At 59.8% G+C, this 25,731-nt stretch carries 17 protein-coding genes and 1 tRNA gene; 11 read left to right on the top strand and 7 right to left on the bottom strand.

The annotated features are described in order from the left end of the window. Window positions 1-200 precede the first annotated feature (200 nt). A tRNA-Asn gene (locus WLQ66_RS07235) sits at window positions 201-275 on the bottom strand. A gap of 457 nt (window positions 276-732) precedes the next feature. On the opposite strand from WLQ66_RS07235, the gene WLQ66_RS07230 reads away from it, so the two are divergent. Continuing rightward, window positions 733-3,678 carry a hypothetical protein gene (locus WLQ66_RS07230; RefSeq protein ID WP_340545671.1) on the top strand — a complete coding sequence of 982 codons (2,946 nt, stop codon included), beginning with the start codon at window positions 733-735 and terminating at the stop codon, window positions 3,676-3,678. 26 nt (window positions 3,679-3,704) lie between these two features. On the opposite strand, the gene WLQ66_RS07225 is transcribed toward WLQ66_RS07230, so the two are convergent. The 3 genes from WLQ66_RS07225 to WLQ66_RS07215 all read right to left on the bottom strand — a co-directional run bounded on the left by WLQ66_RS07225 (window position 3,705) and on the right by WLQ66_RS07215 (window position 7,685). Next, window positions 3,705-5,168, bottom strand: coding sequence for a phosphatase PAP2 family protein (locus tag WLQ66_RS07225; RefSeq protein ID WP_340545670.1), 1,464 nt, complete (start codon window positions 5,166-5,168; stop codon window positions 3,705-3,707). 133 nt (window positions 5,169-5,301) lie between these two features. Beyond that, window positions 5,302-7,074 (bottom strand): adenylate/guanylate cyclase domain-containing protein, encoded by a 1,773-nt coding sequence (locus WLQ66_RS07220; protein ID WP_340545669.1) that lies wholly within the window; start codon window positions 7,072-7,074, stop codon window positions 5,302-5,304. A 122-nt stretch (window positions 7,075-7,196) separates the two neighbouring features. Beyond that, window positions 7,197-7,685: an Lrp/AsnC family transcriptional regulator gene (locus WLQ66_RS07215; protein WP_340545668.1), complete on the bottom strand. Its 489-nt coding sequence runs from the start codon at window positions 7,683-7,685 to the stop codon at window positions 7,197-7,199. A 94-nt stretch (window positions 7,686-7,779) separates the two neighbouring features. Between WLQ66_RS07215 and WLQ66_RS07210 the strand changes: the two genes are divergently transcribed. Continuing rightward, a complete protein-coding gene (locus tag WLQ66_RS07210) occupies window positions 7,780-8,985 on the top strand; it encodes a methionine gamma-lyase (RefSeq protein ID WP_340545667.1) in 1,206 nt (401 codons plus the stop codon). A 104-nt stretch (window positions 8,986-9,089) separates the two neighbouring features. Then, window positions 9,090-11,483 (top strand): thiamine pyrophosphate-binding protein, encoded by a 2,394-nt coding sequence (locus WLQ66_RS07205; protein WP_340545666.1) that lies wholly within the window; start codon window positions 9,090-9,092, stop codon window positions 11,481-11,483. 254 nt (window positions 11,484-11,737) lie between these two features. Here the strand turns inward: WLQ66_RS07205 and WLQ66_RS07200 are convergent, their stop codons facing one another. Then, window positions 11,738-12,721: a helix-turn-helix transcriptional regulator gene (locus tag WLQ66_RS07200; protein ID WP_340545665.1), complete on the bottom strand. Its 984-nt coding sequence runs from the start codon at window positions 12,719-12,721 to the stop codon at window positions 11,738-11,740. Between the two features lie 48 nt (window positions 12,722-12,769). On the opposite strand from WLQ66_RS07200, the gene WLQ66_RS07195 reads away from it, so the two are divergent. Continuing rightward, the gene (locus WLQ66_RS07195; RefSeq protein WP_340545664.1) at window positions 12,770-13,264 is read left to right on the top strand and encodes a DUF1579 domain-containing protein; all 495 of its coding nucleotides are present in this window, start codon (window positions 12,770-12,772) and stop codon (window positions 13,262-13,264) included. A 239-nt stretch (window positions 13,265-13,503) separates the two neighbouring features. Here WLQ66_RS07195 and WLQ66_RS07190 read toward each other — a convergent pair whose 3' ends face one another. Then, the gene (locus WLQ66_RS07190) at window positions 13,504-16,755 is read right to left on the bottom strand and encodes a chemotaxis protein CheB (RefSeq protein ID WP_340545663.1); all 3,252 of its coding nucleotides are present in this window, start codon (window positions 16,753-16,755) and stop codon (window positions 13,504-13,506) included. A 261-nt stretch (window positions 16,756-17,016) separates the two neighbouring features. Between WLQ66_RS07190 and WLQ66_RS07185 the strand changes: the two genes are divergently transcribed. The 7 genes from WLQ66_RS07185 to WLQ66_RS07155 all read left to right on the top strand — a co-directional run bounded on the left by WLQ66_RS07185 (window position 17,017) and on the right by WLQ66_RS07155 (window position 23,722). Continuing rightward, window positions 17,017-17,694, top strand: a complete 678-nt coding sequence (locus WLQ66_RS07185; RefSeq protein WP_340545662.1) for a hypothetical protein — start codon at window positions 17,017-17,019, stop codon at window positions 17,692-17,694. A 623-nt stretch (window positions 17,695-18,317) separates the two neighbouring features. Then, entirely contained in the window at window positions 18,318-19,454 is a 1,137-nt protein-coding gene (locus tag WLQ66_RS07180; RefSeq protein WP_340545661.1) for an ABC transporter substrate-binding protein, read from the top strand. 100 nt (window positions 19,455-19,554) lie between these two features. Further along, a complete protein-coding gene (locus WLQ66_RS07175) occupies window positions 19,555-20,475 on the top strand; it encodes a branched-chain amino acid ABC transporter permease (RefSeq protein ID WP_340545660.1) in 921 nt (306 codons plus the stop codon). Next, the gene (locus WLQ66_RS07170) at window positions 20,475-21,458 is read left to right on the top strand and encodes a branched-chain amino acid ABC transporter permease (RefSeq protein WP_340545659.1); all 984 of its coding nucleotides are present in this window, start codon (window positions 20,475-20,477) and stop codon (window positions 21,456-21,458) included. Before WLQ66_RS07175 ends, WLQ66_RS07170 begins: the two co-directional genes overlap by 1 nt. Beyond that, window positions 21,451-22,221 carry an ABC transporter ATP-binding protein gene (locus WLQ66_RS07165; RefSeq protein WP_340545658.1) on the top strand — a complete coding sequence of 257 codons (771 nt, stop codon included), beginning with the start codon at window positions 21,451-21,453 and terminating at the stop codon, window positions 22,219-22,221. The genes WLQ66_RS07170 and WLQ66_RS07165 overlap by 8 nt, the downstream gene beginning before the upstream one ends. Continuing rightward, the gene (locus tag WLQ66_RS07160; protein ID WP_340545657.1) at window positions 22,218-22,907 is read left to right on the top strand and encodes an ABC transporter ATP-binding protein; all 690 of its coding nucleotides are present in this window, start codon (window positions 22,218-22,220) and stop codon (window positions 22,905-22,907) included. Before WLQ66_RS07165 ends, WLQ66_RS07160 begins: the two co-directional genes overlap by 4 nt. Window positions 22,908-22,978: 71 nt before the next feature. Continuing rightward, window positions 22,979-23,722 carry a glycosyltransferase family 2 protein gene (locus WLQ66_RS07155; protein WP_340545656.1) on the top strand — a complete coding sequence of 248 codons (744 nt, stop codon included), beginning with the start codon at window positions 22,979-22,981 and terminating at the stop codon, window positions 23,720-23,722. Window positions 23,723-23,778: 56 nt separating this feature from the next. Here the strand turns inward: WLQ66_RS07155 and WLQ66_RS07150 are convergent, their stop codons facing one another. Continuing rightward, window positions 23,779-25,329 carry a trimethylamine methyltransferase family protein gene (locus tag WLQ66_RS07150; RefSeq protein ID WP_340545655.1) on the bottom strand — a complete coding sequence of 517 codons (1,551 nt, stop codon included), beginning with the start codon at window positions 25,327-25,329 and terminating at the stop codon, window positions 23,779-23,781. Window positions 25,330-25,731 lie beyond the last annotated feature (402 nt).

Genomic DNA, 25,731 nt, shown 5'->3' with positions numbered 1-25,731 from the left:
TCCGATCACCCATCCATCTGCCGCTAGTGCAGCGCCTTGGCCCGGACATTGGTGAGCCCCGCTCGGCCCGGACTGTACCTGCGCCGGGCGTCGCAGGGCGGCCGACATTATCGCGAAATATCGACGCGATGACACCGTAAAAAATCCCGACATCAACCAAATAAGGGCTTAGCGAATGAACGCTAAGCCCTTGGAAACTTTGGCTCCGGCGGTAGGGATCGAACCTACGACCAATTGATTAACAGTCAACTGCTCTACCGCTGAGCTACGCCGGAATGTGGGGCTGATATATGGCGTGCATTCTGGCGCGTCCAGAGAAAAAATGCCCTCGGCTGCATTTTTTTGACAGCTCGATCGCGCAGGGTTTTGGGCCGCGGCAGGGCTGGGGCGATTGGCGGTCTCCGCCGCGTGATGTCCAGCAATATTCCGTCGTCCGGCGATACGGGGCGTGCTGCCGCGCGGCTACTTTCCGCATCGAAACTGTGGTAGGCTTACCGGATGGGGATCTTTCGATCTTGCAAAGCGACCGGCGCTGCGGGTGTCGGGAGACGCGGCTGGACAAGCCAATCTCGGCAGGAGAGACGAGATCGAAAATACCAGAGCCGAAGAGGCGGGACCGCGCGACTGAGTGCGGCGGTGTTCCCCCGCAAATGGGCCATCCCCGAGGGTGTCGAGCGATAATTTTGACACAGACAGAGCATCGCCGAGGGCGTATGCTCGAAGGGGGACGACATGGCGAAAGTGACATTTCCGGGACGTTGGCCGCCGTCGGCAAATCTTGCCAGCAGCACGGTGAAGGCCTGGCTGCGGTACGAGCGCCAGTATCCGGGTTCGCGCCGCCCGTCGCGGCTGATTTCACATCCGACGGCCCCTTATGTCGCAGAGGCCACCGTCGGGGCGGCTGACGGGCCGATCAATCTGGCTGCGCTGACCGGCGCGGCGGCCGACTATCTGAAACACCTGAGAGCCTATGTGAACGCGACAACTCCGCCTCTGGGCGCGGCGGACCCGATGCTGGACCTGATTGCAGGTGTCGCCTCCGCTGGAAGCATGCTTCGCTGGTGCGATATCTGGCCGGAAATTGATGGGCCGTCGACCCGGTTGAAAGGGCACATTGCCAGTTGGAACATGTCACGCAATCCGAAGGGCGCGATGCCGGGCACCGTGATCCTGGTCGCGACCGAGGGGATCGAGAACCCATTGCTCTCGTCGTTCCTGATGCGGTTTCCCTCAGCAGGATTTCGGGTGCCGGTTGAGGTGCGCCAGACAACACACGGCTTTGATCTGATCATCCGCGGTCTGACAGCTGAATTCCCAGGCGGTGCAAATCGCGCGCTGTCGGCGATCCTGGCCAACAGCAGTGCTGACGAAAAACAGTCCATTCTGAGCCGGTTGGCGCAGTCATTGTCAAGCGTTCCGATCGGGTTTCAGGCGGCAGATGATCCTGCAACGGCCGAACCGCAGGCCGCCACGGAGACCGGCGATTTGCCGACGGCATCGACCACCGATGATGCTGCGGACAGCGACACGGGCGGCGCGGCGCCCCCGGTCGTATCAGCGCCGCGGATGATGTCGATGCTTGAGGAAACTATCGCCAAACAGGCCGGGGTGGAGGCGCGGTCGCTGTTGTTGCAGGATATCCAGTTTTCGGCGGAACAGGACAATGTCGCTGCGGGGGCCTGGGAGATGACGCTGGTCCTGCTGGCGCGCGGGCAGAAGACAACGCGCGGCGCGCCGCTCAGCTATCGGCTGACGGTGCGTCTGCGGTTACAGGACCTCGCTCAGAACAGCGTCGAAGTCGTGTCGGTGACGCGGGTGCCGCTGGTGAGCCATGCAGTGGCAGGTAGTGGCCCCCGGGTGCCGGAGCTGGAGCCATTTGTGCGGGTGTTCCCGGTGCCGCCACCGGATTGGCGCGGGCACCCGGCGCCGCCCTTGTCCTGGCGCCGCCCCACGCGGCCGGACAAGATCCTTGACCTGTTCCGCGAAAATCGCGCGATTAAGCTGGATCTGGGGATGAAGATGCAGCGACCGGCCTATGTGGTGCGCAATTGCCCGCGTTTTGTGCCGGGTGATGGTCACGGCGATCTGCCCAAGCCGCTGCCGCCGATGGATGTGTCAGATGTGCCGCCACGCCGCAACCTGTCCACCGCAATCAGCGCCTATTGGCATAGCACGGTGTTCTTTGACAGCATGAGCGGGCTGGGTTTGGCACCGGATGCCTATGTAGCGACGGCGGACGGACCGCTGGCCGTGCATTACCGCTCGGGCATCGTGCCCGGACCCGGCAGAAGCGGTCGGACAATCAACGCGCAGGTGCGTTACGACGTGGCGCCGGATGCCGCCCAGCAGAGCAAGCCGAGCATCGACATGCATCTGGCGCTGGCCAATCTCAACCGCTGGGCCAGGGTCAAGCCGGGGACGCCAGATAGCCAGCTGGAGCCGCTGGGCATCGCCAGCAGCGGGCGCTGGATGCTGCATGAATTCGGTCATTACCTGCTGGCGGCGCGGATCGGGCAACTTGAGTTCGATTTTGCCCATAGCGCCGGCGATTCCATGGCGGCGGTTTTCTTTGACCCGTTGTCGGATCTGTCCAGCCCGGCCTATCCGGGCGATGCACGGATGCGGGGCTGGACCTTCCCGTTTGTCTTTGCGCCACGGCGGCATGATCGCACCCCGGCCATGGGCTGGGGCTGGTACGGTCTGCTGAACCGCTCGGTTGTTGAGGATCCGCCCAAGTCCGGCACCGAGCATAAGGCCTATCTGACGGAGCAGATCCTGTCGTCGTCATGTTTCCTGCTTTACCGCGCGCTTGGCGGCGATACGCTGGCAGGGAGCGACGCCGATTGGGGGCAACGCACCCGCGCCTCCGATATGACGCTGTATCTGCTGCTGCAGGCAATGGCAGGTCTGGCGCAATCGCCGTCGCGCGCTGAAATGCTGGAGGTTGGGATGGAAGCCGCAGGCTGGGGTGCCCCGGCGTTGGTTCCGCTGCCCAGAGGCGGGGCGGAGTGGCAGCCGGCAACCTCGCACAAGGTGACACGATGGGCCTTTGAAACCATGGGCATGTTTCCGGCGAACCCGGAGAAGATCAGCAGCAAGGCGGGAGCGGCCCCGGTGGTGGATATCTACATCCGCGATCGCCGCGCCGATGTTTTTCCAACTGGTGATGGCCCGGTGACAGTGGGGCGCGGCAGCTATCTGCCGGTCTCTCTGCACTGGGCGCAGGATGCTGATTGGGTGATGCCGGGACTGGTGCCGAAGCTCGGTAACCGGGGAACGGTCGCGGCGCAGGGTGCGGGGCTGCGCGTCTGGGGCGGCTGGGTCCTGAACGATAAACCGATCTCGCAGATTATGGACCGAAGCATCCTCTGGAGTCCGCATCCGCTTGCGCTGGGGCCTTGTGACATCGGCCCGGATCAGCAGGCAGCATCGGATCTGACGCAGAATGACGTGCAGCAGATCACGCAGCTCTGTAAAGATACGCGCAATGCAGCACCCGCAGGGCTGCAGCTGGTGTTTTTTTATGAGCTGACCCATGTGAATGACCGCGCCAACACCGACCCCGCAGCGGGACTGGCGCCGCAGATCGGCGCAGGCGAAACCCCGCCACAGACGGTGCAGGCCCTTGTCGATCTGGTCGCCTGTGACAACAATCTGGGCCTGCACATGATCGGCTAGAGTCGGGAGCCAAGAGGTCCCGGAGCTCAGGCGATTTCGCTCGAAATCCACGGTGTCGGCCATTCTGTCTTGGCCTTGTCAAGGATACGGTGCAGCGTCGGAACATTGAGATGTGCCCAGGGGACTGGCCCGGCGTTCGGATCAACCGGCGCGCGGTCCATCATGCAATACCAGATCCCCGCCGCGATATGGCGGCCCGCGGTTGAATCCGACGGGTAGTGCACGCCGATCCGCTCGCGGTTCACCGCGATCCGGTTGGCCACGGTCAGCAGCGGCGAGGCGACAACGTTGGTGCCAAGCAGATCGTCATAGGTCGGCTTGCGCAGCAGAGTGCCTGCCGGGATCTGGATGTTGGTTCCGATGCCATCGGAGTCATAGCCCCTCACCACGCCAAATCGCTGTGCGATGCCCGGAATCTCCAGCAGTAGCAGCGACAGGAAATGGGCGAGAAAGGCGTGGCCGCTAGGAAAGGCAGGATGGGCAGGCGGACCAAATGGCACGGTTAGGCCGGGACGCAGAATTGAGGGACGGACCCGCTTGTAATGGGCTTTGTAGCTCATATAGGCGACATTGCCGACCGCCAGTCCCAGATCAATAAGCTTCAGCGTGAAGGGGTGATCAAAGCTGTTGGCCCCCAAAAAATGGATCAGATAGGACGGCAGGCCATCGGCCTGAATGTCGCATTCGACCATATATTGCTGACGATCATCCTCCATATACATCTTGAGCACTTCCAGCTCGGCGACGATGATCTCAAAGGCCTCCTTGGCGGCGTCCTGAGATTGCGTTGGGGTTCCGGTTTGGACATAGCGCCAGCGCAGATCGTTTTGTTCCAGCCAGCGGTCGCCGACATGGGCGGGATGCCAGTTCTGGTATTGCGATGCGAATTCCAGTGCTGCCATGGTGCCGGGTTCGGATCTGTCCGCCGCCCGCAGCCATTCCCCGAGGTTCGGGTCAAATGGCAGCGCCCAGAACCGCAGAGCAGGATCCCAGTCCTCGGTGATCCATTCCAGCGCGATAGGGTATTGCGGTTGCGCCGGTGTGCCTTTGTCCTTTGGGATCTGATAGGGTGTGATGATCATCGACAGCGGGAAGGGATCGCCACCGTTGTTGTCCGGGCTGAAATCCAGCGTCCAGGGCAGAAGTCCCAGCTCTTTGGGCGTTGCGTAGTAGCTGCGCAGAATGCCGATGCCGGCGTCTGCGCCATTGCCCATAAGATAGCCGTTATCCTCAATCCCTAATCCCAGACCCGCGCCAAGCCCCAGACCGTTGCCGAGGCCCAGACCATTGCCGAGACCCAGGCCAAGTCCTTGACCTGCGCCCAAACCCAGACCGTTACCAAGCCCTAATCCCAGACCGTTACCCAGCCCCAGACCATTGCCCAAGCCGAGGCCGTTGCCAAGCCCAAGACCATTGCCCAAACCAAGACCGAGCCCAAGTCCCAGACCAAGCCCGTTCGACGACGCTTGCGAGTTGCCATGTCCAGCCATCAGTAATCCCCCTTAAACCGTTGAATACGTGTTAAAAACAAACTGTGTGACTGCGCGTGTCGGTGCTCTGCCGGTCTGCCTCTTGATGTCCTTCCTGCTTGTCGGGTTGCCCCGATCATTGTTGTTCCAAATCCTAATCAGGCAGCCCTGCGCGTGTCAGACCATCGGTCAGACGACCCAGGGCTTCCTTTGATTTCAGCGGATACCAGGTCGCAAATTTCGATACCGAAAATCCCGGATCCAGTTCGATTATTTCCCGGCCCACCTTGCGGGCGCTCTCGGTTTGCCCGCTGAGCGCAAAGGCGGCGGCGAGCAGCCGGAGGCTGGCCATGAACCGCGGTTTGTTGCGGCGGGCGTTCTTCAGGAACCGGATCGCTTCAGGCAAGTTGCCATCGACAAATTCAGCAAGGCCCGCAGCAGTCAGGAAGAAGAAGCTCAACGGATCATAGGGTGCCAGTCGCCAGACATTGAGCAACCGTTCACGGGCCTCGGCGCCGTCGCCAAGATAGGCATATGTCGTCGCACTCAGCCCCCAGGCCAGCGGCAGGTTCATGTTATGGGCCAGCGCATCCTCGAAGAGTTCCAGCGCATCCTCGGGGCTGTTCTCATGCAGGCTGAGCACATGGGCGCGGATCGACAGGGTCAGCGCGTCATCGGGGTCCAGCTCGACCGCGCGGCGGGAATGGTTGATCATGGTCAGAATATCGTCGCGCGGGTTGTGGGAATACCCTTCTGCCAGAAAGAAATTCATGCACCAGGCCAGATAGGCGTGAGCCTGGGGGTAATTAGGGTCGAGAGACACGGCGCGCTTCAACAGAGCGATGGCCTCTTCATAGCTGTAGTCATCCAGCTGATAGAGCCGCGCCAGCGCCCGCAGGACACATTTATAGGCGTCCAGGCTCTCTGTGCTGCGTGCGCTGATATGCTCCGCCTCGGTCGACAGCACCTTGGGTTCCAGCATGGCCAGAATGCTGGAGGCGATTTCATCCTGAAAGGCAAAAAGATCCTGCAGGTCACCGCGATAGGTCTGGGCCCAGATCGCCCGGTTGCGCAGAACATCCATCAATTCGACAAAGATGCGGAGCTGGTCGCCATGCTGGTCGACGGAGCCGGTCAGCAGATAGGCAACGCCCAGATTGCGGCCGATCTTGGCAGGGTTTTCCTTGCTACTGCGGAATTGCAGCGTCGAGGTGCGCGCCATGACGAACATGGTGCGGCTGCGGGAGACGCCGGAGATGATCTCCTCGGTGATGCCATCGCCGAAATACTGTTCCTCGGCCTGCGCACCGCGATCCTGAAACGGCAGGACCGCCAGCGTCGGACGGTTTTTCCAGTCAGCATGAGGATGTAGCAGAACACTGTCGCCGCTGCTGCTGAGGACCTGATAGACGTGGACGGGCCGGTCAATATTCTTCAACAGCGGCGCGCCGAGGTCGTGAAACCTGAGCGACAGCTTCCCGCGGACGATATCGCGGACCATTTTGGTGACCACCACGGTGCCCGGATTGGCGAGCTGATGAATGCGCGAGGCGATGACAACACCGTCGGATTGCACGGTCCCTTCATCGTCGATCACATCGTCGATATTGACACCGATACGGATTTCCATCGGGTTCTCTTCGGCGACCTGCTGGCGCAACCGATCCTGAACAGCCATCGCCCAGAGCACGGCATCCGTGGCGCTGGTGAATTCGACCAGCAGCGCATCCCCGGCATCCGACCGACGCACGCCGCCATAGCGTTTCAGCTCATCCAGCAGCACGGTGTCGCGCAGCTCGCACCAGCGACGGACAGTCTCAGTTGTGCTGATCTCCATATGCCGTGTGTAGTCTGCCACATCGGCAAAGGCGAAAGCTGTCAGTCGCGTCGAGATCTTTGGAAACGTTGTTGGGATGGGCCTTTGCATGGATGATGTCCTGCCGCCAGTAGGGGGGCAGTATATCGAACGGTCGCGATTTTTAAAGAATGTAGACCGGCGGTTTGCGCATCTTTGCCAGCTATCTGCGAAATGGGCACCCTGCCGGATGATCAGCTTTGAGAGCTATCAACCTCAGGGTAGACGGCGGTCTTTTTCACCACTCCGTAGACGAAACTGGTGTCAATCGAACTGATGCCGCCGATGGGATGCAGGCGCGCGCGTACGAAGCGTTCGTAATCTTCCAGATCGGCCACCACCACACGCAGCAGATAATCGGCAAGGCCAGTCATCACGAAACATTCCAGAACCTCAGGCGTGCCACGGATCTGGCGTTCAAAGTTGGCCACCACGCTTTCGGTATGGTTCTCCAGGCTGACCCGCACAAAGACCGTGACCGGCAGGCCATAGACCTTGGCATCAACGTCGATGCTATAGCCCTGAATGACATTGCTGCTTTCAAGAATGCGCAGCCGGCGCAGGCAGGGAGAGGGCGAGAGGTTGACCTCCGCCGCGAGATCGAGATTCGTCATCCGCCCATTGCGTTGCAAGGCCCGTATGATGCGTCTGTCCGTCGCGTCCAATTTTGGCTTCTCTGGCATATTATGCCAATCCTTATGCTGTCTGAAGGTAAATTAGCAACTAATCGCCCAGCTGACCATCCTAAGATGCTGGAAACACATTAGGGTGATTTTCATGAAAAAGACCGACTCCAGCTTTTCGACACGTGCAATCCACCATGGCTATGACTCGCAGTCGCAGCAGGGGGCGTTGAACCCGCCGCTTTATCTGACCTCGACCTTTACCTTCGACTCCGCCGAGGCGGGCGGCGAGATGTTCACCGGTGAGCGCGAGGGGCATTTCTATAGCCGCATTTCCAACCCGACACTGGACCATCTGGAGCAGCGCATCGCCAATCTTGAGGGCGGCGAAGCCGGGCTTGCGACCGCTTCCGGCATGGGCGCAATCACCTCGACCCTATGGTCGTTTCTAGCGGCCGGGGATGAAATCATCCTAGACAAGACACTATATGGCTGCACGTTTTCCTTCATGACCCACGGGCTGCCACGATTTGGCGTCAATGTGCGTCTGGTCGATATGACAGATCCCTCAAATCTGGCAGAGGCGATCAGCCCGAAAACCAAACTGGTCTATTTCGAAACCCCGGCAAATCCCAACAATCGCCTGATCGACATCGCGGCGATTTCCGAGATCGCGCATAGAGCTGGTGCAAAGGTGGTTGTCGACAACACCTTTGCCACGCCGGTGATCACACGCCCGATCGAACTGGGCGCCGATATCGTGGTGCATTCGGCAACGAAATTCATCAGCGGCCATGGCGATGTGATCGCCGGTCTGGTTGTCGGCTCCAAGGAGGACGTCACCCAGATCCGTCTTGTCGGGCTGAAGGATATGACCGGTGCGGTGATGTCACCCTTTAGTGCGATGCTGTTGATGCGCGGTTTGAAGACGCTTGAACTGCGGATGGAGCGTCACTGCAAATCCGCCCGCAAGGTGGCTGAGGCGCTGCAATCCCACCCGGCGGTGGAGCGGGTCTATTACCCTGGCCTTGACGGCTTTGCACAGAATGAACTGGCCGCGCGGCAGATGTCGGGCTTTGGCGGCATGATCCCCTTTGAGGTTGTTGGTGGCAAGGCTGGCGGTATCGCCATGATGAACCGGCTGGAACTGGTCCAGCGCGCGGTGTCGCTGGGCGACGCCGAAACGCTGATCCAGCACCCGGCCAGCATGACCCATTCGACCTATACCCCCGAAGAGCGTGCAGAACATGGCATTGCCGAGGGGCTGCTGCGGATGTCAGTTGGGCTTGAAGGTGTCGATGATATCATCGACGATCTGATGCAGGCGCTGTCCTCGCATAACGCTTACGCCGCCGCCTGAGTATGGCGGCCCCTGGTGGGGTGTTTCATTCCGCCAGATTTGACAGGTCCCCTCCGCATTCGTGCGGGAGGGAGAGTATCTTCACCTAATCAATGAGTTGACCCATGACCTCTTCAGTGGCCGCGCCGATACCTTCCTCCGAAACGCTCAAGACGATCGAGCAGCGGCTATTGTGGCTGTCCCACTGGATGATCCACAACGCCAACCACCTGCGCCCCAAGGCGGACGGCATCAAGGTTGGCGGTCATCAGGCCAGCTCGGCTTCGATGGTGTCGATCATGACCGCGCTCTACTTCAGCGCGCTGCGGCCAGAGGACCGGGTGGCGGTGAAACCCCATGCCTCGCCGATCTTTCATGCGATCCAGTATCTGATGGGCAACCAGACCCGCGAGAAGATGGAAAACTTCCGCGGCTTTGGTGGCGTGCAGAGCTATCCGAGCCGCACGAAGGATATTGATGACGTGGATTTCTCAACCGGCTCCGTGGGGCTTGGGGTGGCGATCACCTCCTTTGCGTCGATGGTCCAGGATTATGTTACCGCGAAATCCTGGGGATCCGATGCGCCAAAGGGGCGGATGGTCGCGCTTGTCGGCGATGCCGAACTGGACGAGGGCAATGTTTACGAATGCCTTCAGGAGGGATGGAAGAACGACCTGCGCAACACCTGGTGGATCATCGACTATAATCGCCAGTCGCTGGACGGGATCGTGCGCGAAGGGCTGTTTCAGCGGATCGAGAAGATCTTCGACGCCTTCGGCTGGGATGTGGTGAAGGTGAAATACGGCGCCTTGCAGCGCGCCGCCTTTGAGGAGCCGGGCGGTGACAAGCTACGCCAGTGGATTGATGACTGTCCCAATCAGACCTATTCGGCGCTGACCTTCATGGGTGGTGCTGTCTGGCGTCAGCATCTGCTGGATGATCTGGGCGATCAGGGCGACGTCAGCGCGCTGATCGAGCGCCGCTCCGATGCAGAGCTGGCAGCCTTGATGGAGAACCTCGGCGGCAACTGCGTTGCGACCATGGCCGAGACATTTGCCGCCATCGACCATGACCGCCCGGTCTGTTTCCTCGCCTATACGGTCAAGGGCTGGGGCACACCCATTGCCGGCCACAAGGACAATCACGGCGGGCTGATGAACAAGACCCAGATGGCCGAATGGCAGCGCTATATGGGGGTTGCCGAGGGGCAGGAGTGGGAGCCCTTTGCGACCGTGCAGAACCCCGCTGCATTGCAGAGTTTTCTGGATCAGGTGCCGTTTTTTGCAAAAGGGGCGCGGCGTTATCACGATGCCCGCCTGCCGGTGCCGACAGTCGAGGTGAAAACCGACCGCGAGATGTCGACCCAGATGGGCTTTGGCAAGATCCTCGATGATCTCTCCAAAGGTGACAGCGACCTTGCCGCGCGCATTGTGACCATGTCGCCGGATGTGACGGGGACCACCAACCTAGGCCCCTGGGTGAACCGGCGCAAGCTCTTTGCACGTACGGCGCAGGCGGATGCCTTTATCGAACACAAGATCCCCTCAACCGCGAAGTGGGAGTTCACGCCAGAAGGCCAGCATATCGAGCTGGGCATCGCCGAAATGAACCTGTTCCTGCTGCTGGGGGCTGCCGGCCTGTCGCAATCGCTGTTTGGCAAGCGGCTGATCCCTATCGGCACGGTCTATGATCCCTTTGTGGCGCGTGGCCTCGATGCGCTGAACTACGCCTGTTATCAGGATGCCCGCTTCATGATCGTGGGCACGCCTTCCGGCGTGACCCTGGCGCCGGAGGGCGGTGCGCATCAATCCATCGGCTCACCCCTCATCGGGATGAGCCAGGACGGGCTGGCCGCCTTTGAGCCGGCTTTTGTGGATGAGCTGGCGGTGATCATGGATTGGGCCTTTGATTATCTTCAGCGCGACGGCGAGGGCGATCCGGATGAACGCACCTGGCTCCGGGATGAGACCGGCGGTTCGGTCTATCTGCGCCTGACCACCAACCCGATTGAACAGCCGGGCAAGCGGGTTGATGACGCCTTCCGTCAGGGCGCGATTGATGGCGCCTATTGGCTGAAGCAGCCGGGGCCGAACTGCGATGTAGTGATTGCCTATCAGGGGGCGGTTGCGCCGGAGGCGATCAAGGCCGCTGCCGCCATCGGCGAGGGACGCCGCGATGTCGGCGTTCTGGCGGTGACCTCGGCCGACCGGCTGAACGCCGGCTGGACTGCTGCGCAGCGGGCCCGGGCGCGCGGTGTGCCGCAGGCACAAAGCCATATCGAGGCATTGCTGGCGGAGCTGCCGCGTCATTGCAAACTGATCACGGTGATCGACGGCCACCCGGCGACGCTGAGCTGGCTGGGCAGTGTGCAGGGCCATCAGAGCATTCCGCTGGGGGTCGAGCATTTCGGTCAGACCGGCACCATCGCCGATCTCTATCGCCACTTCGGCATTAATGCGCAGGCGATCACCGAAGCGGCCGATGGGCTGACCGCAGGCAGACGGCTGAAGGTCGTATAGCAACCTCGACCCAATGCAGCGCCAGCCCTGACCGATTGGCAAAGGTAGGAAAGCGGCAGGCATCCGTGCGCCCCCGCGCATCCCGTCGCGCAGGCCCCGCCACCGCCCGCAGGGATTGAGAGGCCAATATAATAACGGCTCCCGAAGTAATCTTCGGGAGCCGTATGTGCTGAAGGTCGGCAGGCGGGCCAAGCGGGAGTTCGGTGCCGTCGCATAGGGTGCCCCCTATCTGCACTACGTGGGCTTCGGCGAAATCACGATACGTATAGATCGATAACTTTGCGGGCCTCAGCGATCACCTCTTCGCGAAATGCGGCTGGTCCATGGACCTCGGCCTCAGCACCGAGAGATAGAACGTCACGGATGGCCTTTACGCCAACCTCCATTTGTACGTTTACGCAGAACCATCCTTTTCGTTTCGGGATCAGAGCAGGGGACTGCGGTGCAAAACCCATTTCGTTCAACATGCGCAGGCCTGTTGAACTGACATGAAGTGCAACGGATTGAGACTTCAGCCGGTGCTCGAAATCTGCGATCCAGCTGTTCCAAAAGGCGCTGACATCAAAAGTCGTCGGGCGTGAGAACGTGTCGTCAAGAACCTTGATGCTCCGGATATTTGCAATCTTGTAGACACGTGGAGTTTCGACGAGCGCAACGAGATACCAGTTACCGGCTTTCAGGACAATCGCCAGGGGCGATACAACGCGGTCCACGACGCCTTTCCAGCTCTCGTATTCTATCGACAGTCGCCGTTCATTCCACACCGCAGAGGCAACCTCCGACACAAATGGAGCAGTGTCCTTCTTTCGATACCAACCCTGCGGATCCAACAAAAACCGCTCGGAAACAACAATGGCCTGATCGCGCGCGGGACCAGAGAGCGAAGCCATGACTTTTAGCTCTGTTTGGCTCGCAGCTTTCAGCAGACCCAGATCATCCAATGCGGAACCAAGCCCGGCCAGCAGCAGGCTGCGTGCTTCATCCGCATCAAGGCCTGTCAAACGGGTCTGGTATCCATCCATCAACCGATACCCGCCGCCTCGTCCCCGCTCTGCGAAAACCGGGACACCTGCATAGCTCAGCTGATCGATGTCCCTGTGGATCGTGCGCAAGCTGACCTCAAACTCATCGGCCAATTGCTGTGCCGTCATCAGGCCGCGGGTTTGGAGAAGCAACAAAATTGACAGTAAACGCGAAGATTTCATCTGCTCTCCCGAAAACATGACACGAAGTGTCATGTTATGTTGTTCATAAGCACTCTTGTCACGAAAGATAAGGGAGACACCATGCACACTGATCGCGACCCCACGGCGACAACCGCTGTTGAGAATGATTTTGACTTCATGTTCGGGTCTTGGACTGTAAAGCACAGACGCTTGAAGGAGCGGCTAACCGGCTGCGATGATTGGGAGGTTTTCGATGGCCTGTCGCAAACGCAGCCAATTCTTGCAGGCAATGGAAATATTGAAGACAACTTTGTCGGGTTTCCTGGGCAGCCTTATCGCGCGATTGCGTTGCGAAGCTTCGATCCTGGTTCAGGGGTGTGGGCAATCTGGTGGCTCGACGGTAGATCGCCCCACATGCTTGATACACCGGTAAAAGGTGCATTCACAGGAGATATCGGCGAATTTCGCGCGAATGACGTGTTGAATGGGCAGCCTATAATAGTCCGATTTCTTTGGAAAAAAGGGCCGGTGCCGCGATGGGAGCAGGCGTTTTCAACCGACGATGGAACCACATGGGAAACCAACTGGACGATGGACTTTACACCGGCTGCCTGATGAACGACAGGGTTCTGCCGGATAACGGGCTTTGGGACGGAGCGCAGAAACGGTCAAACGGGCCCACAACCGCCGCTGAGGAATACGCAGCATCCTTCACGAAAAGCCGGTGTTGATTTGGATAACACAAAGCCCGGACCGCAAGATGCGCTCCGGGGTTTTGATCTTTTCGTCGCAGATGGTGTGGCCACGACGCCAAGAGCCGGTGATTGGCTCTGCGGGCGTGTCATGAACTGCCGTCAGCTGACGTCGGCATCGACCTCGCGAAAGATGCCGACCAGTTTGGTGACGTCCCCGTTGCCATCGCGGATCGCCATGCTTTTGCTTTCGACGCGGATCTCGACGCCGTCCTTGCGGATCAGGCGTTTGACAAAGCAGAAGCCTTCACCGCTTTCGATGGCTTCGGCGACATTGCGTTTGACGTCCTCGCGATCATCGGGATGGAAGAAGGCAATCGCGCTGTCGATATCCGGCACATAGTTCTCTGGCGTCACACCGTGGATCTCATAGACTTTCGGTGACCAATAAGGGGCCTGAGAACCGGAATCGATGGACCAGAAACCGATCCCGACCATCTCCTGTACCAGTTCGGCCTGTGTCAGCAGCGCCTCGGCGCGCTGGCGGGCCTCGACGGTTTCGGTGACATCGGTGCCGATGGTGAAAACCGTCGGCTCTCCGGTGATATGGTGCGGGAAGCGATGCCGGTCCATGTTGATCCAGCGCTCTTCGCCGCCATCGGCCAGTGTCACCTGGCGCAATTCACTGTCAAAGCCTTCGGCCTTGTCCAGGACCGCGTCGTCCTGCTCGAACATCTCCTTGCCCGCGTCATTGTCTTTGATGAGTGAGAACAGGTTTTTCGACAACGCCTTGTCACGGCTGAGGCCCAGCAGCTCAGCATAGGCCTCACTGATGCGCAGGATTTCACCGCTGCGGGTCCGGTTCAGCAGCAGCAGTTTCGAATTGTCGAGGATCATCTCCATCTCATGCGCCATGCCGGGGAATTCCGACACCACCATGGTGACGCCAAGGATCTGCCCGTTGACATCGAAGTAGGGCGAGCAGGTCAGCCGGATACGGGTGCCGCGCGAAGTGAACTCCTCGGTGACGGTCTGGCCAAGGCGCAGCGCCTCGCTACAGATCGGCGCCAGGATCGGGAATCCTTCCGGCAGGGCGCATTGGCTGATGTGCGGGCTGGAGATGGGCCGCCGGATGTTGAACATCCGGGTCGCCGCCAAAGTCGCCTGAGTGATCTGAAGCGCACTGTCGGCCACAACGATCGCCAAGGGCGTGCTTTCGAGCACAGAAATCAGCTCGCCGGTGCGTCCGCTCAGCTCGGACGCCGTCACCTGCAATTCCTCGTTGACGGTGATCAGCTCCTCGTTGGTGGACTGGAGCTCCTCGTTGGAGGTTTCCAACTCTTCGTTGGTGGCCTGCAACTCTTCATTGGTGGATTGCAGTTCTTCGTTCAGCGATTGCAGCTCCTCATTCGAGGTTTCAAGCTCCTCGATGGTCTGCTGCAGTGCTTCGCGGGTGGTTGCAACCTCATTCTCCAGATTGCGGATCCGCTCAAATGTCGCGTCACCTTCCTCGCCGACGAACGGAGCCTGATCGATCTTGGACCGGTCTACCGTCACCGGGGTGAACACCACCAGCGCTGCACGTTCGCTGATCTCCTTGGCCACGATCGGGTAGACGTCGAGCCGGATTTCCTCATCGTCAGTCTCGGCAAGAAGGTGGCGGACACCGCCCTTATGGGTGCCGTTCTTCAACGCGATGGTGATCAGGCTGCGGGCTTCTTCGCGCAGCGGGCTGCGCAACAGATCAAGGTGCATCCGCAGCGAACTGGTCTCATTCACCTCAATGAACTGGCTGACCGAGCCATAGACACGCGCGATGGAGAAATCTTCGGTCACCAGCAGGGAATTCTTGCCCAGCGACTGCGCCAGCGCCTCGAACAGCTGGCGATCGGTTGATGGCGCCTGCTGCGATGGCGGCTTGATGGTTGGACGCTGCACCATCATCGGGATCGACGGCATGTTATAGGGCTGCTGCGACTGATGGGCACGCAGGGAGCGTTTGCGATAGACATGACTGGCTGAGCGGTCCTGCACAAACAGCTCATCCGATCCGGCGACGCTTTCTGCGGTGCCGAGGAACAGCAGACCATGCGGTGACATAGCGTAGTGGAAGCGCGACATGACCTTTTGCTGAAGCGGATTGCCAAAATAGATCAGTAGGTTCCGACAGCAGATCAGGTCCACCTTCTGAAATGGCGGGTCCTGGCAGACGTTGTGGTCCGAAAACAGAACCGCATTGCGCAGATTGTCGACCACCCGGACACCATCGGTCTGCCGGATAAGGTATTTGTCAGCCAGTTCCGAGGGGATATCGTTGAGTGCGGCGAGGCTATAGACTCCCTTACGGGCCGTCTTCAGCGCGTCCTTGTCGATATCCGTGGCAAAGATCTGGACCCGTGACTTCAGCTGGTTGGTCGGATTGCCGAGCGCCTCTGACACGACCATGGCGATGGAATAGGCTTCCTCGCCGGTGGCGCAACCCGCAACCCAGATCCGCAGGGGGCCGGGGCCGCGATCCTTGATCAACTGCGGCAGCAGAGTCTTCAGAAGCTCGAATTCCTCGCGATCACGAAAGAACCGGGTGACGGAGATCAGGAGATCCTTGAACAGCGCATCCACCGCATGGGGGTTGTTGCGGCAGAACTGCGTGTATTCCTCCTGGGTTTCGATCCCCAGGGCGATCATCCGCCGCTCGATACGACGGCTGATTGTTGTCTGCTTGTAGTCGCGGAAATCGACGCGGGTGCGCGCGAGAAGGATCTGCAACAGATCCGAAACCGGTGAATCCCTCAGACTGTTTTCGTGGCGAAACGAGGAAAAGTCACGCGGTGAGGAAAGGATCTTCTGTAGGTTGGTGCCAATATCCTGCGGCCGCAGCACCAGATCAACGCAGCCGGTCTGCACCGCTGCTACCGGCATGCCGTCGTATTTCGCGCTTTCGGCGTCCTGTGCAATGGTGATGCCGCCAGCCTCGCGGATGGCCTGCACACCATAGGCCCCATCGCTGCCGGTGCCGGACAGGATGATCGCCATAGAGTTGTCGCCGTTCTGCTCCGCCAGGCTGACCAGAAAGCGGTCGACCGACGGGCGCGGGGTGCCGGGTTCGGCATTCGGATCCTGCAAGAGATGCAGACGGCCTTCGGAGAAGATGACATCGCTTTTGGGCGGCGTGATATACACGACATTCGCTTCCGGCACGGTGCCGTTTTCGATGGTGCCAACTTTCAGCTGGGTCTGCCGCGCCACCAGCTCGGTCATCAGGCTTTTGTGGTGGGGTGACATGTGTTGCACAACAACATAGGCGGCAGGCGCATCCACCGGGAGAGTCGCGACGAGCTCTCGGATGGCTTCCAGTCCACCAGCGGACGACCCGATTCCGATGATTGTCAGGTCATTCTTCGTTTGCGTTGTCATATGCGTGCCTATCGTCTACCATATGTAAACCTCTTATCCTCTAGATCGATGTCAGGTCCATGGCAAATCCTGATCGGAGCTGGGTTTCACAGAACGAGCGCCTGCCGTAACGGAAGATCAAGCAAGCATGGGAATATAATGCAATTAGGGGTTGTATAAAGCTTGACGCGGAATGTTACTCCAAACTACGCTGCTTAAACGGTTTGTAAACTACTCCTAACTACATATTAAAGACATCTCCAGTTATACAGGTTGGGTGTAATGAACGTTGTTGCCATGACTGACAATATGGATGCTGGAGAGGATCAGCGCAGGTTCATCGTGAACCTTATGGCTCAGAAGGGGCAGCTGCCCTTTGTCCGCTCTTGCGAGGTGGTCAGCCCGACATTCCGCAATCGCACATCCTTCGTCAAATCACTGGCGCTGGAGGAGGTGTTTTGCGCCTCCATCGCCGAGGGGTTGAGCGACTGCGTTAAGATGCTGGCGGGCGAGACACAGGTTATTTCGCTGCCCTCGCTGATACTTGAAGTTCCGGGGCTCGTCCTTGCCGGGGCGCATATCCTGACAACGGTCGACGATGACGGCAGCCAGTCCATTATTATCAGGTTCCGGATCAGCCTTGGCGGTATTGGCTATGCGTTCCGCCCCGACGTGGGCTTTGGTGCCGGGCTTGAAGATCTGACGCGTGAGGTGAGCGCACAGGTGCTCACCGATCTTGCGCTGCCATTGCTGAACGTCCTTTCGGCGACCGAGGCGGGTCTGGTCGATGCCGAAACCGCAATCGGCTCGCTCAGCCGGCAGCTTGCGGATCGTGTCCATGAGATTCGCTTCCAGATCGAACTGGTGAAGCGCTATACAGACGGGTTGGAACGGCAGCGCAACAGCTGCACTGCCCCAGAACCCGCGCCAAAGCAACTGCGTCAGCTCAGCTCCGGCTGACACTTGCACCGCAAGGGGCGTTAATCCCGCAATGTCGCTGCTAATGATGGCTCCACATCTTCTGAATACCCGGCGTCAATCGTCATGGTGGCTGCTCTGCTTGCGGATCTAGGTGCAATGGATTCCACCGCTGAATATAATGCCTTACCGAACGGGCGGAGACGCAAGGCCGGTTGAGTGAATTGCCTGACAGGGTTGTATTCAGCCGTTCTTATCGGGCGGTTCAACAGCCTGTTTTCATGGCAATGCGGGGGCGGGGCGCCTGCGCTGACCACAGGCCTTCTCCCCAAGGGCGGAACGAATACCTCGCTTGCATGGACGTGTCACGTCAGGAGGCGCGTCAGCTCCGGTAAGTTTTAAGGTTAGATATTTTAATCTTGAAATAAATATCCACTTCGGCCTAGGCTTGCCAAAGCGGCCGGTGCAACGGCCGATGGACGTAGCGCAGCCCGATGGGTGTGCGGGGATCTGGACGGCAGCCATATGCTGACCGCTGTCATCGTGACAATTCCACACATCCCCGCAAAATGCTGGCGCCGCGCGGTCCAATCGGAAAGAGTAAGCAGCGAAGAGTCACCACAGAAGTGACCTTCATTGCTCAGATAGATCAGGGAGATGGACCAATGACGACACTTAAGACCATGGCGCTTGCCGCAGCGGTTTCGACGCTGGCCTTGGCCGCCGGCGCCGAGACAAAGATTGGCATGATCACAACGCTATCCGGCGGTGGTGCAGGACTGGGTGTCGACGTGCGCGACGGCTTCATGCTGGCAATGGAACAGGCCGGCCGCGATGACATCGAGGTGGTCATCGAGGATGATCAGCGCAAGCCAGAAAGCGCCGTACAGATCGCCGACCGCATGATCCAGTCCGAAAAGGTTGACATCATGACCGGGATCATCTGGTCCAACCTCGCAATGGCAGTGGTGCCCGCGGCGACGGCTCAGGGCGTGTTCTACCTGTCGCCCAATGCAGGCCCCTCCGCGTTGGCGGGCAAGCGCTGCCATGAGAATTATTTCAACGTCGCCTGGCAGAATGACAACCTGCACGAGGCAGCAGGTGCCTATGCAAATGACGCGGGCCTGAAAAACAGCTACATCCTCGCCCCGAATTACCCCGCAGGTCAGGACGCGCTGACCGGCTACAAGCGCATGTATAAAGGCGAATTGGCGGGCGAGACCTACACCAAGCTTGGCCAGACCGACTATGCCGCAGAGATCGCCCAGATCCGCGCATCCGGTGCCGACAGCGTCTATTTCTTCCTGCCCGGTGGCATGGGGATTTCATTCCTCAAGCAATACGCCGACAGCGGTGTCGATCTGCCCGTTGTAGGTCCGGCCTTCAGCTTTGATCAGGGGATCCTGCAGGCAGTCGGCGGCGCCGCGCTTGGGATCAAGAACACCTCGCAGTGGAACAAGGATCTCGACAACCCGGCCAACACGGCCTTTGTTGCGGCCTTTCAGCAGAAATACGAGCGTCTGCCGTCGCTCTATGCAAGCCAGGGCTATGACACTGCCAACCTCATCCTGAGCGCGCTGGACAAGGCAAGTGTCGATGACAAAGCCGCCTTCCGCGCCGCGCTGAAGGCGGCAGAGTTCGACTCCGTCCGGGGAGATTTCAAATTCGGCGACAACCATCACCCGATCCAGAACATTTATGTTCGTGAAGTCATTCAGGAAGGCGATGTCTACACCAACAAGATCATCGCAACAGGTCTGAAAAATCACGCCGACGCCTATGCGGCAGACTGCAAGATGTAAAACCATCTGAGTGATGCGGGCCAGTGGATGACACCGGCCCGCATATCACAAACCCAGTTGTTGCGGAGGCGCGCTGCCTCTGCCTTGGTGGAACTGTCACATGTCCCTCATTCTAATATTGGAGCAGATCCTGAACGGATTGCAGTTCGGGGTGATGCTCTTCCTCATGGCGGCTGGCCTGACGCTGGTCTTCGGCGTCATGGGGCTGATCAATCTGGCGCATGGTGCGCTTTATATGGTTGGCGCCTTTGCCGCTGCCATTGTCGCGGGCTGGACCGGTTCCTTTGTGCTTGCGCTGGTGGCCAGTCTTGCTGCCGCCGCAGCCGCCGGCGCGCTGGTCGAACTTCTGGTGATCCGCAAGCTTTATGATCGGGATCATCTGGATCAGGTGCTGGCGACCTTTGCGCTGATCCTCATATTTTCCGAAGGCACACGCTGGGTCTTTGGCTCCTTTCCACTGTTCCTCGATGTGCCAAGCTACCTGTCGGGGCCCGTCACCCTGCCGGGCGGTATTCAATATCCACTCTACCGGCTGACGATCATTCTGATCGGGCTGGTGGTGGCGGCTGGTCTGTTCTGGCTGATCGCGCGCACGCGCATCGGCATTCAGATCCGTGCAGGTGAGAATGATCGCGAGATGATCGCCGCACTTGGTGTAGATATTTCAAAGCTCTACACGCTGGTCTTCGCGCTTGGGGCGGCGCTTGCGGGCCTCGCCGGCGCATTGGTCGGGGCCATCCAGTCGGTCCAGGTCGGCATGGGAGAGCCCGTGCTGATCCTGGCCTTTGTGGTGATTGTCATTGGCGGCATCGGCTCGATCAAGGGGGCGCTGGTCGGCGCGCTTCTCGTCGGGCTGACGGATACACTTGGCGGGGTGTTCCTGCCGCAGTTCTTTGGCCTGTTCATGGAACCTGCAAGCGCGACATCCATCGGAGCATCGCTTGCGTCGATGCTGATCTACATCCTGATGGCCGCAATCCTGTTGGTGCGCCCATCCGGTCTATATGGGGGACAGCATTGATGGCGCACGAAAAACTGTTGAACGCGGCGGTGATCCTGCTGCTGTTGGGAATTCCGCTCTGGGCGCATTTCGCCGGCGACCCCTTTGTGATCACACTCGCCACCAAGGTGGCAATCCTGGCGCTGGCAGGCGTCGGGTTGAACATCGCACTTGGCATCGGCGGGCTGGTCAGCCTGGGCCACGCGGCGTTCTTTGGAATTGGCGGCTATGCGATGGGGATCCTTGCCGCCCATGCGCAGAACTACGAGCCGCTGGCACAGTGGCCGATGCTGATAGAAGGCACCAACCAGATGCCGGTCATTTGGCTGGTCGCGGTTCTTGTCAGTGCCTTTGCTGCATTGGTCATTGGTGCGCTTAGCCTGCGCACATCGGGTGTCTATTTCATTATGATCACCTTGGCCTTTGGTCAGATGCTGTATTACTTCGCCATCAGCTGGACCGCCTATGGTGGCGAGGATGGTCTGTCGATCTGGGTGCGCAATGAATTCCCCGGCCTCAACACATTGGTTCCCTTGCAGTTCTTTCTGGTCTGCTATGTGATCTTATGTGCTGCGCTGTGGTTTGCGTCGCGTCTGGCGCGGGCGCCTTTTGGTCTGGCGCTGGCAGCTGCGCGGCAATGCGAGGCGCGGGTGGAGACGGTCGGGATTACGCCCTACAAACTGCGGCTGACGGCTTTTGTCATCTCTGGCGCGATCACCGGTCTGGCGGGGGCGCTATTTGCGGATCTGAACCGCTTTGTCAGCCCGACCATGCTCAGCTGGCACACCAGCGGCGAGATCATGATCTTTGTCATCATCGGCGGGGTTGGCCGCCTGTTTGGTCCGGTCATCGGCGCGGCGCTGTTCATCCTGCTTGAACACTTCCTCGGCGGGATCAGCGATTATTGGCAGATCTACCTTGGCGGTCTGTTGCTCATCATCGTGCTATATGCCCGCGGCGGCGTGATCGGCGCAATCAGCGGACGGGAGGTCGTCCATGACTGAGGTGCAGAGGTCAGAGCAGGTTCTGAAGGTCAGCAATCTCAGCAAATCCTTCGGCGCATTGCAGGCGAGCAAGAACATATCGCTTGATCTTCGGGCGGGGGAAATTCATGCGCTGATCGGTCCAAATGGAGCAGGGAAATCCACACTTATCAAACAGATATCCGGTGAACTTCGACCGGATAGCGGATCAATCTCCCTGCTAGGCCAGCCGGTTGACGAACTGGATCGCGTGGCGCGGGCGCGGATGGGACTGGGCCGGACCTTTCAGATTTCGGCCCTCGCGATGGAGTTTACGGTGCTGCAAAACGCGGTGCTTGGCGCATTGGGCGCGCGGGGCGGCGTGTTCCGGTTCCTGGGCAATGTCATGAAGGACAAGGCGCTGGTGGCACAGGCAGAGCACGCATTGGACCGTGTCGGACTGAGCAATGAGGCAGCGCGGCGCACGGCAGATCTCTCTCATGGGCAGCGCCGCCAGCTGGAGGTGGCCGTTGCGCTCACCATGGCGCCTAAGCTGTTTTTGATGGATGAACCCATGGCCGGGCTTGGCGCTGGCGGATCACAGGCGCTTACCGGGTTTCTCGACCAGCTGCGACAGGAGGCGCCAATCCTGTTGGTGGAACACGATATGGATGCGGTTTTTGCGCTTGCTGATCGGATCAGCGTCCTGGTCTACGGAGAGGTGATCGCAACCGGCACCACCGATGAGATCCGCAACCACCCCGAAGTCCGCCGCGCATATCTGGGTGAGGAGGAGGCGGTATGACGCTGTTATCGCTTAAGAACGTCACGGCCTCTTATGGTCCGTCTCAGGCCTTGTTTGGGGTCGATCTGGAGATCGGCGAAGGTGAGGTTGTCGCGCTGATGGGGCGCAATGGGATGGGCAAATCAACCACGATCAAGACCATCTGTGGAATGTTGCCCGCAAGCGACGGGACGCTGTCCTTCGCCGGACAGAACCTGCGCAAACTGCCGTCGCACAAAATTGCAAGGCTCGGCGTTGGTCTGGTGCCGGAGGGGCGGCGATGCTTTGCACCGCTGACAGTGGAGGAGAACCTGACCGCCGCGGCGCGTCCGGGCCCATGGGATTTTTCCATGGTTGCGGATCTTTTCCCCCGTTTGGCGGAGCGTCGCGATCAGACGGCTTCCTCCCTGTCGGGCGGAGAGCAGCAGATGCTGGCCATCGGACGCGCGCTGATGATCAACCCAAGACTATTGATACTGGATGAGGCAACCGAAGGTCTGGCCCCGGTGGTCCGTCAGGAGATCTGGGCCGCCATTGCCCGACTGAAACGCGATAGCGGCCTTGCAATCCTGGTAGTGGACAAGACCCTGCGCGAACTGGCGGCCGTGGCGGATCGCGCGGTGATCCTGAACAAGGGGGTGACGGTCTGGACCGGCGGCATGGCCGCGCTGACGCCCGACTTGAAAGACCGCTATCTGGGCGTCTAGGCGCTGCCGCGGCTTGGACTTGTGATCTGGCTTTGCTAGGCAGGGCAAAATCCTCGGCCAAGGAGCCTGACATGCCCGCCATCACCCTCTGCATTCCGGCCTACGCAATGGGCGGCGACGGTGCGCGCTACCTTCAGGACTCCTTTGAGCACCTTTGCAATCAGAGTTTTACTGACTTTGATATCGTCGTCTCCGATCAATCCGATGACACCGCGGTAGAGGATGTTTGTCGATCCTACGAGGATCGTCTGTCGATCACGCATCTGTGGAACCGCGAGGGTCTGCGGCAGGCCTCCGCCAATGTGAACAACGCTATGACCCATGCCACGGGTGAGGTGATCAAAGTGTTGTTTCAGGATGACTTGATTATAGATCCCAATGGATTGTCCCATATTCATGATGCAATGGGGCAGGGCGCTGACTGGTGTCTTTGCGGCTCTGGTGTGACGCGGGATGGCAGCAGCATCCTGCGCCCGATGGTGCCCCGTCTGAGCGCGCGTTTGCATTTTGGCAAGAATACCGTCTCAAGCCCCTCGGTGCTCGCAATGCGCCGCGCTTCGGCGCTGGAGTTTGACGAACAGCTGATCTGGCTGATGGATGTCGACCTGTATAAACGGTTGTGGGACACCTACGGCGACCCGGTCATTGTGCAGGGGACCATCATTGCCAATCGCATGCACGACGGGCAGGTCAGTGCCTCTGTCAGCAAGGCGCTGCGACAGAAGGAACTGCGCTACGTCGCCTGGAAATTTACCCGCAGCACCACGCTGCGCGGCTGGCTTGAGTATCTGCGGCAGCGTCTGAAGGCGCTGTAATCCAAGGCATGGGGTGACGGGCAAATCGGTCTTTGCCCGTCAACTATCTCAATGGCTTAGCGGGGCAGGTGAATGTTGAACTGCTCACGTATCGCCTTGTCCAGAACCGGATCGAACTGTGCCTGCGATGGCTCCGCGAGGATCTGAAGCTTGCGCGCAATGGCCTTGGCCACGAGATCGGGTTTGTCGATCTCCACCCATTCCTTTGGCGATGTGCGATCAGCCAGAGCCGGGTAGATATAGTCGGTCTGCATACGTCCCAATGTCTGGTCCGACCCCAGATAATGCCCAGGCCCGCCGATACAGGTGGCGCGGATTGTCTCCAGGCTGACCGAATCTTCGTCAACCTCGATGCCGCGGACGCAGCGCAGGGCCTGCCCGATCAGATCATCCCCGAGGATCAGCGACTCCAGACAGAATCCGAGCAGTGAGGCGTGCATTCCGGCGGCCTCGTAAACCATGTTCAGTCCTGACAATCCGGCCAGAACGTTGGAGCACATCTGCTCCCAGCCGGCCTGCATGTCCGGCATCTTGGCATCGGCAATACCCGCTGCTGCGCCACCGGGCAGCCCGTAGAAGGCGTGCATCTGTGCACAGCCCGCCGATAGCAGTGCCTGTTCGCCGGAGCCGCCGGACATCGCGCCGGTGCGCAGGTCGGAGACAAAGGGCCAGGTTCCAAAGATCGCGGGCGCGCCGGGCTTTACCGCGTTGACGTAAACCAGCCCGGCGAGGCATTCGGCAACCGCCTGAACAATGGCGCCGGCAATCGGCGCAGGCGCGGTGGCGCCGGCCTGTCCGGCAGACAGCAGCAGAACCGGCATACCTGCAAGGATCACGGCCTCCATCGCCTGACAGCTTTCGGTGGCGAATTTCATTGGCGGCACAACAAAGCAGTTGGAATTGGAGACAAAAGGCCGTTCGCGCCAGGCCGCCTCTCCGCCCGCGATCATGTGCAGCATCTCCATCGCCGGCGCAACAAAGGCGGGATCCGAGAACGACGTCCCCACATGTTTGGTCGTGCCGGAGCAGCAGGCGTAGATGGTGTTCAGATCCATCTCGAGGTTATCGGTGATATCGCGCGCCACCATGGGCCGTTGCAGGAAGTGGATATTGTCCATCCTGTCGCAGATACGGGCGGCATCGTGCAGATCCTGAACGGTGCATTCGCGGTAGTTTCGCCCGTCGATCTCGACCAGATGGACCGCCGCACCCGCAGTGCCATAATGTACTTTGTTGCCAGAGAGATGCAGGTCGTTCTTCGGGTCGCGACCATAGAGGGTCACGCTGCGATTGGCGTTGCGAATTGTATCTTCCACCAGAGCGCGCGGAAACCGGATGCGGCCGTCCTCGCCCTGGATACATCCTGCGGCAGTCAGATAGGCCACACCGGTTGGTGGTGCATCTGCCAGCCCGATCTGTTCCAGCGCGTCCAGGGCCGCCTGATGAATGCGTTCGACGCCGGCATCGCTGAGGGGGCGGTACTGCCCGCCTTCCAGTCCGGGGCGGACCGGGCGCAGGTGATCGGCAAGCGGCGCGGCACGGGCGGCACGACGGGCAGCGCGTCCGCCGCTACGGGCCGCACGAGGGGAGTTCGATTGATCTGTCATTGGGGTCTCTCAGGTTTTGGGGTCGGATCTGATGGGTTCAGATCCGCTGTGGCCGCCCCCGTGCCGCACGTCCGCGAGCCGCCCCGATCGTGCGGCCGATCAGGCTGATGATCCATCGCTCGCCTGACTGTGGTTCCATCTGGATGCCTGTCATGTCGACACTCCGCTTCACTCTGGACATCGTTGCACAGAAGGGGGGCGATTCTGTTCCATTTGCGACCAATGTGAAATTTGCGACAGAAATTTCACGCAGGTCTGGAATTCCCGACCGCTGGCAGCTGCGGGCGGGTTTGGAAAAAATCTAATTAATCAATGAGATTGCGATGCGGTTTTCATCTGCACCAAAGGCGCGATTTCGGGCAATCTCAGGACAGGATCATACTGAACCGAGTGTTAAACATT

It is taken from the genome of Phaeobacter sp. A36a-5a (assembly GCF_037911135.1).
GTDB lineage: Bacteria > Pseudomonadota > Alphaproteobacteria > Rhodobacterales > Rhodobacteraceae > Phaeobacter > Phaeobacter bryozoorum.
This window is presented reverse-complemented; position numbering and strand designations above follow the sequence as displayed.

Bases quoted from the DNA above. Each gene is read 5' to 3' on its own strand.
- WLQ66_RS07230 (WP_340545671.1), top strand. From the start codon at position 733: ATGGCGAAAGTGACATTTCCGGGACGTTGGCCGCCGTCGGCAAATCTT.
- WLQ66_RS07225 (WP_340545670.1), bottom strand. From the start codon at position 5,168: ATGGCTGGACATGGCAACTCGCAAGCGTCGTCGAACGGGCTTGGTCTG.
- WLQ66_RS07220 (WP_340545669.1), bottom strand. From the start codon at position 7,074: ATGCAAAGGCCCATCCCAACAACGTTTCCAAAGATCTCGACGCGACTG.
- WLQ66_RS07215 (WP_340545668.1), bottom strand. From the start codon at position 7,685: ATGCCAGAGAAGCCAAAATTGGACGCGACGGACAGACGCATCATACGG.
- WLQ66_RS07210 (WP_340545667.1), top strand. From the start codon at position 7,780: ATGAAAAAGACCGACTCCAGCTTTTCGACACGTGCAATCCACCATGGC.
- WLQ66_RS07205 (WP_340545666.1), top strand. From the start codon at position 9,090: ATGACCTCTTCAGTGGCCGCGCCGATACCTTCCTCCGAAACGCTCAAG.
- WLQ66_RS07200 (WP_340545665.1), bottom strand. From the start codon at position 12,721: ATGACACTTCGTGTCATGTTTTCGGGAGAGCAGATGAAATCTTCGCGT.
- WLQ66_RS07195 (WP_340545664.1), top strand. From the start codon at position 12,770: ATGCACACTGATCGCGACCCCACGGCGACAACCGCTGTTGAGAATGAT.
- WLQ66_RS07190 (WP_340545663.1), bottom strand. From the start codon at position 16,755: ATGACAACGCAAACGAAGAATGACCTGACAATCATCGGAATCGGGTCG.
- WLQ66_RS07185 (WP_340545662.1), top strand. From the start codon at position 17,017: ATGAACGTTGTTGCCATGACTGACAATATGGATGCTGGAGAGGATCAG.
- WLQ66_RS07180 (WP_340545661.1), top strand. From the start codon at position 18,318: ATGACGACACTTAAGACCATGGCGCTTGCCGCAGCGGTTTCGACGCTG.
- WLQ66_RS07175 (WP_340545660.1), top strand. From the start codon at position 19,555: ATGTCCCTCATTCTAATATTGGAGCAGATCCTGAACGGATTGCAGTTC.
- WLQ66_RS07170 (WP_340545659.1), top strand. From the start codon at position 20,475: ATGGCGCACGAAAAACTGTTGAACGCGGCGGTGATCCTGCTGCTGTTG.
- WLQ66_RS07165 (WP_340545658.1), top strand. From the start codon at position 21,451: ATGACTGAGGTGCAGAGGTCAGAGCAGGTTCTGAAGGTCAGCAATCTC.
- WLQ66_RS07160 (WP_340545657.1), top strand. From the start codon at position 22,218: ATGACGCTGTTATCGCTTAAGAACGTCACGGCCTCTTATGGTCCGTCT.
- WLQ66_RS07155 (WP_340545656.1), top strand. From the start codon at position 22,979: ATGCCCGCCATCACCCTCTGCATTCCGGCCTACGCAATGGGCGGCGAC.
- WLQ66_RS07150 (WP_340545655.1), bottom strand. From the start codon at position 25,329: ATGACAGATCAATCGAACTCCCCTCGTGCGGCCCGTAGCGGCGGACGC.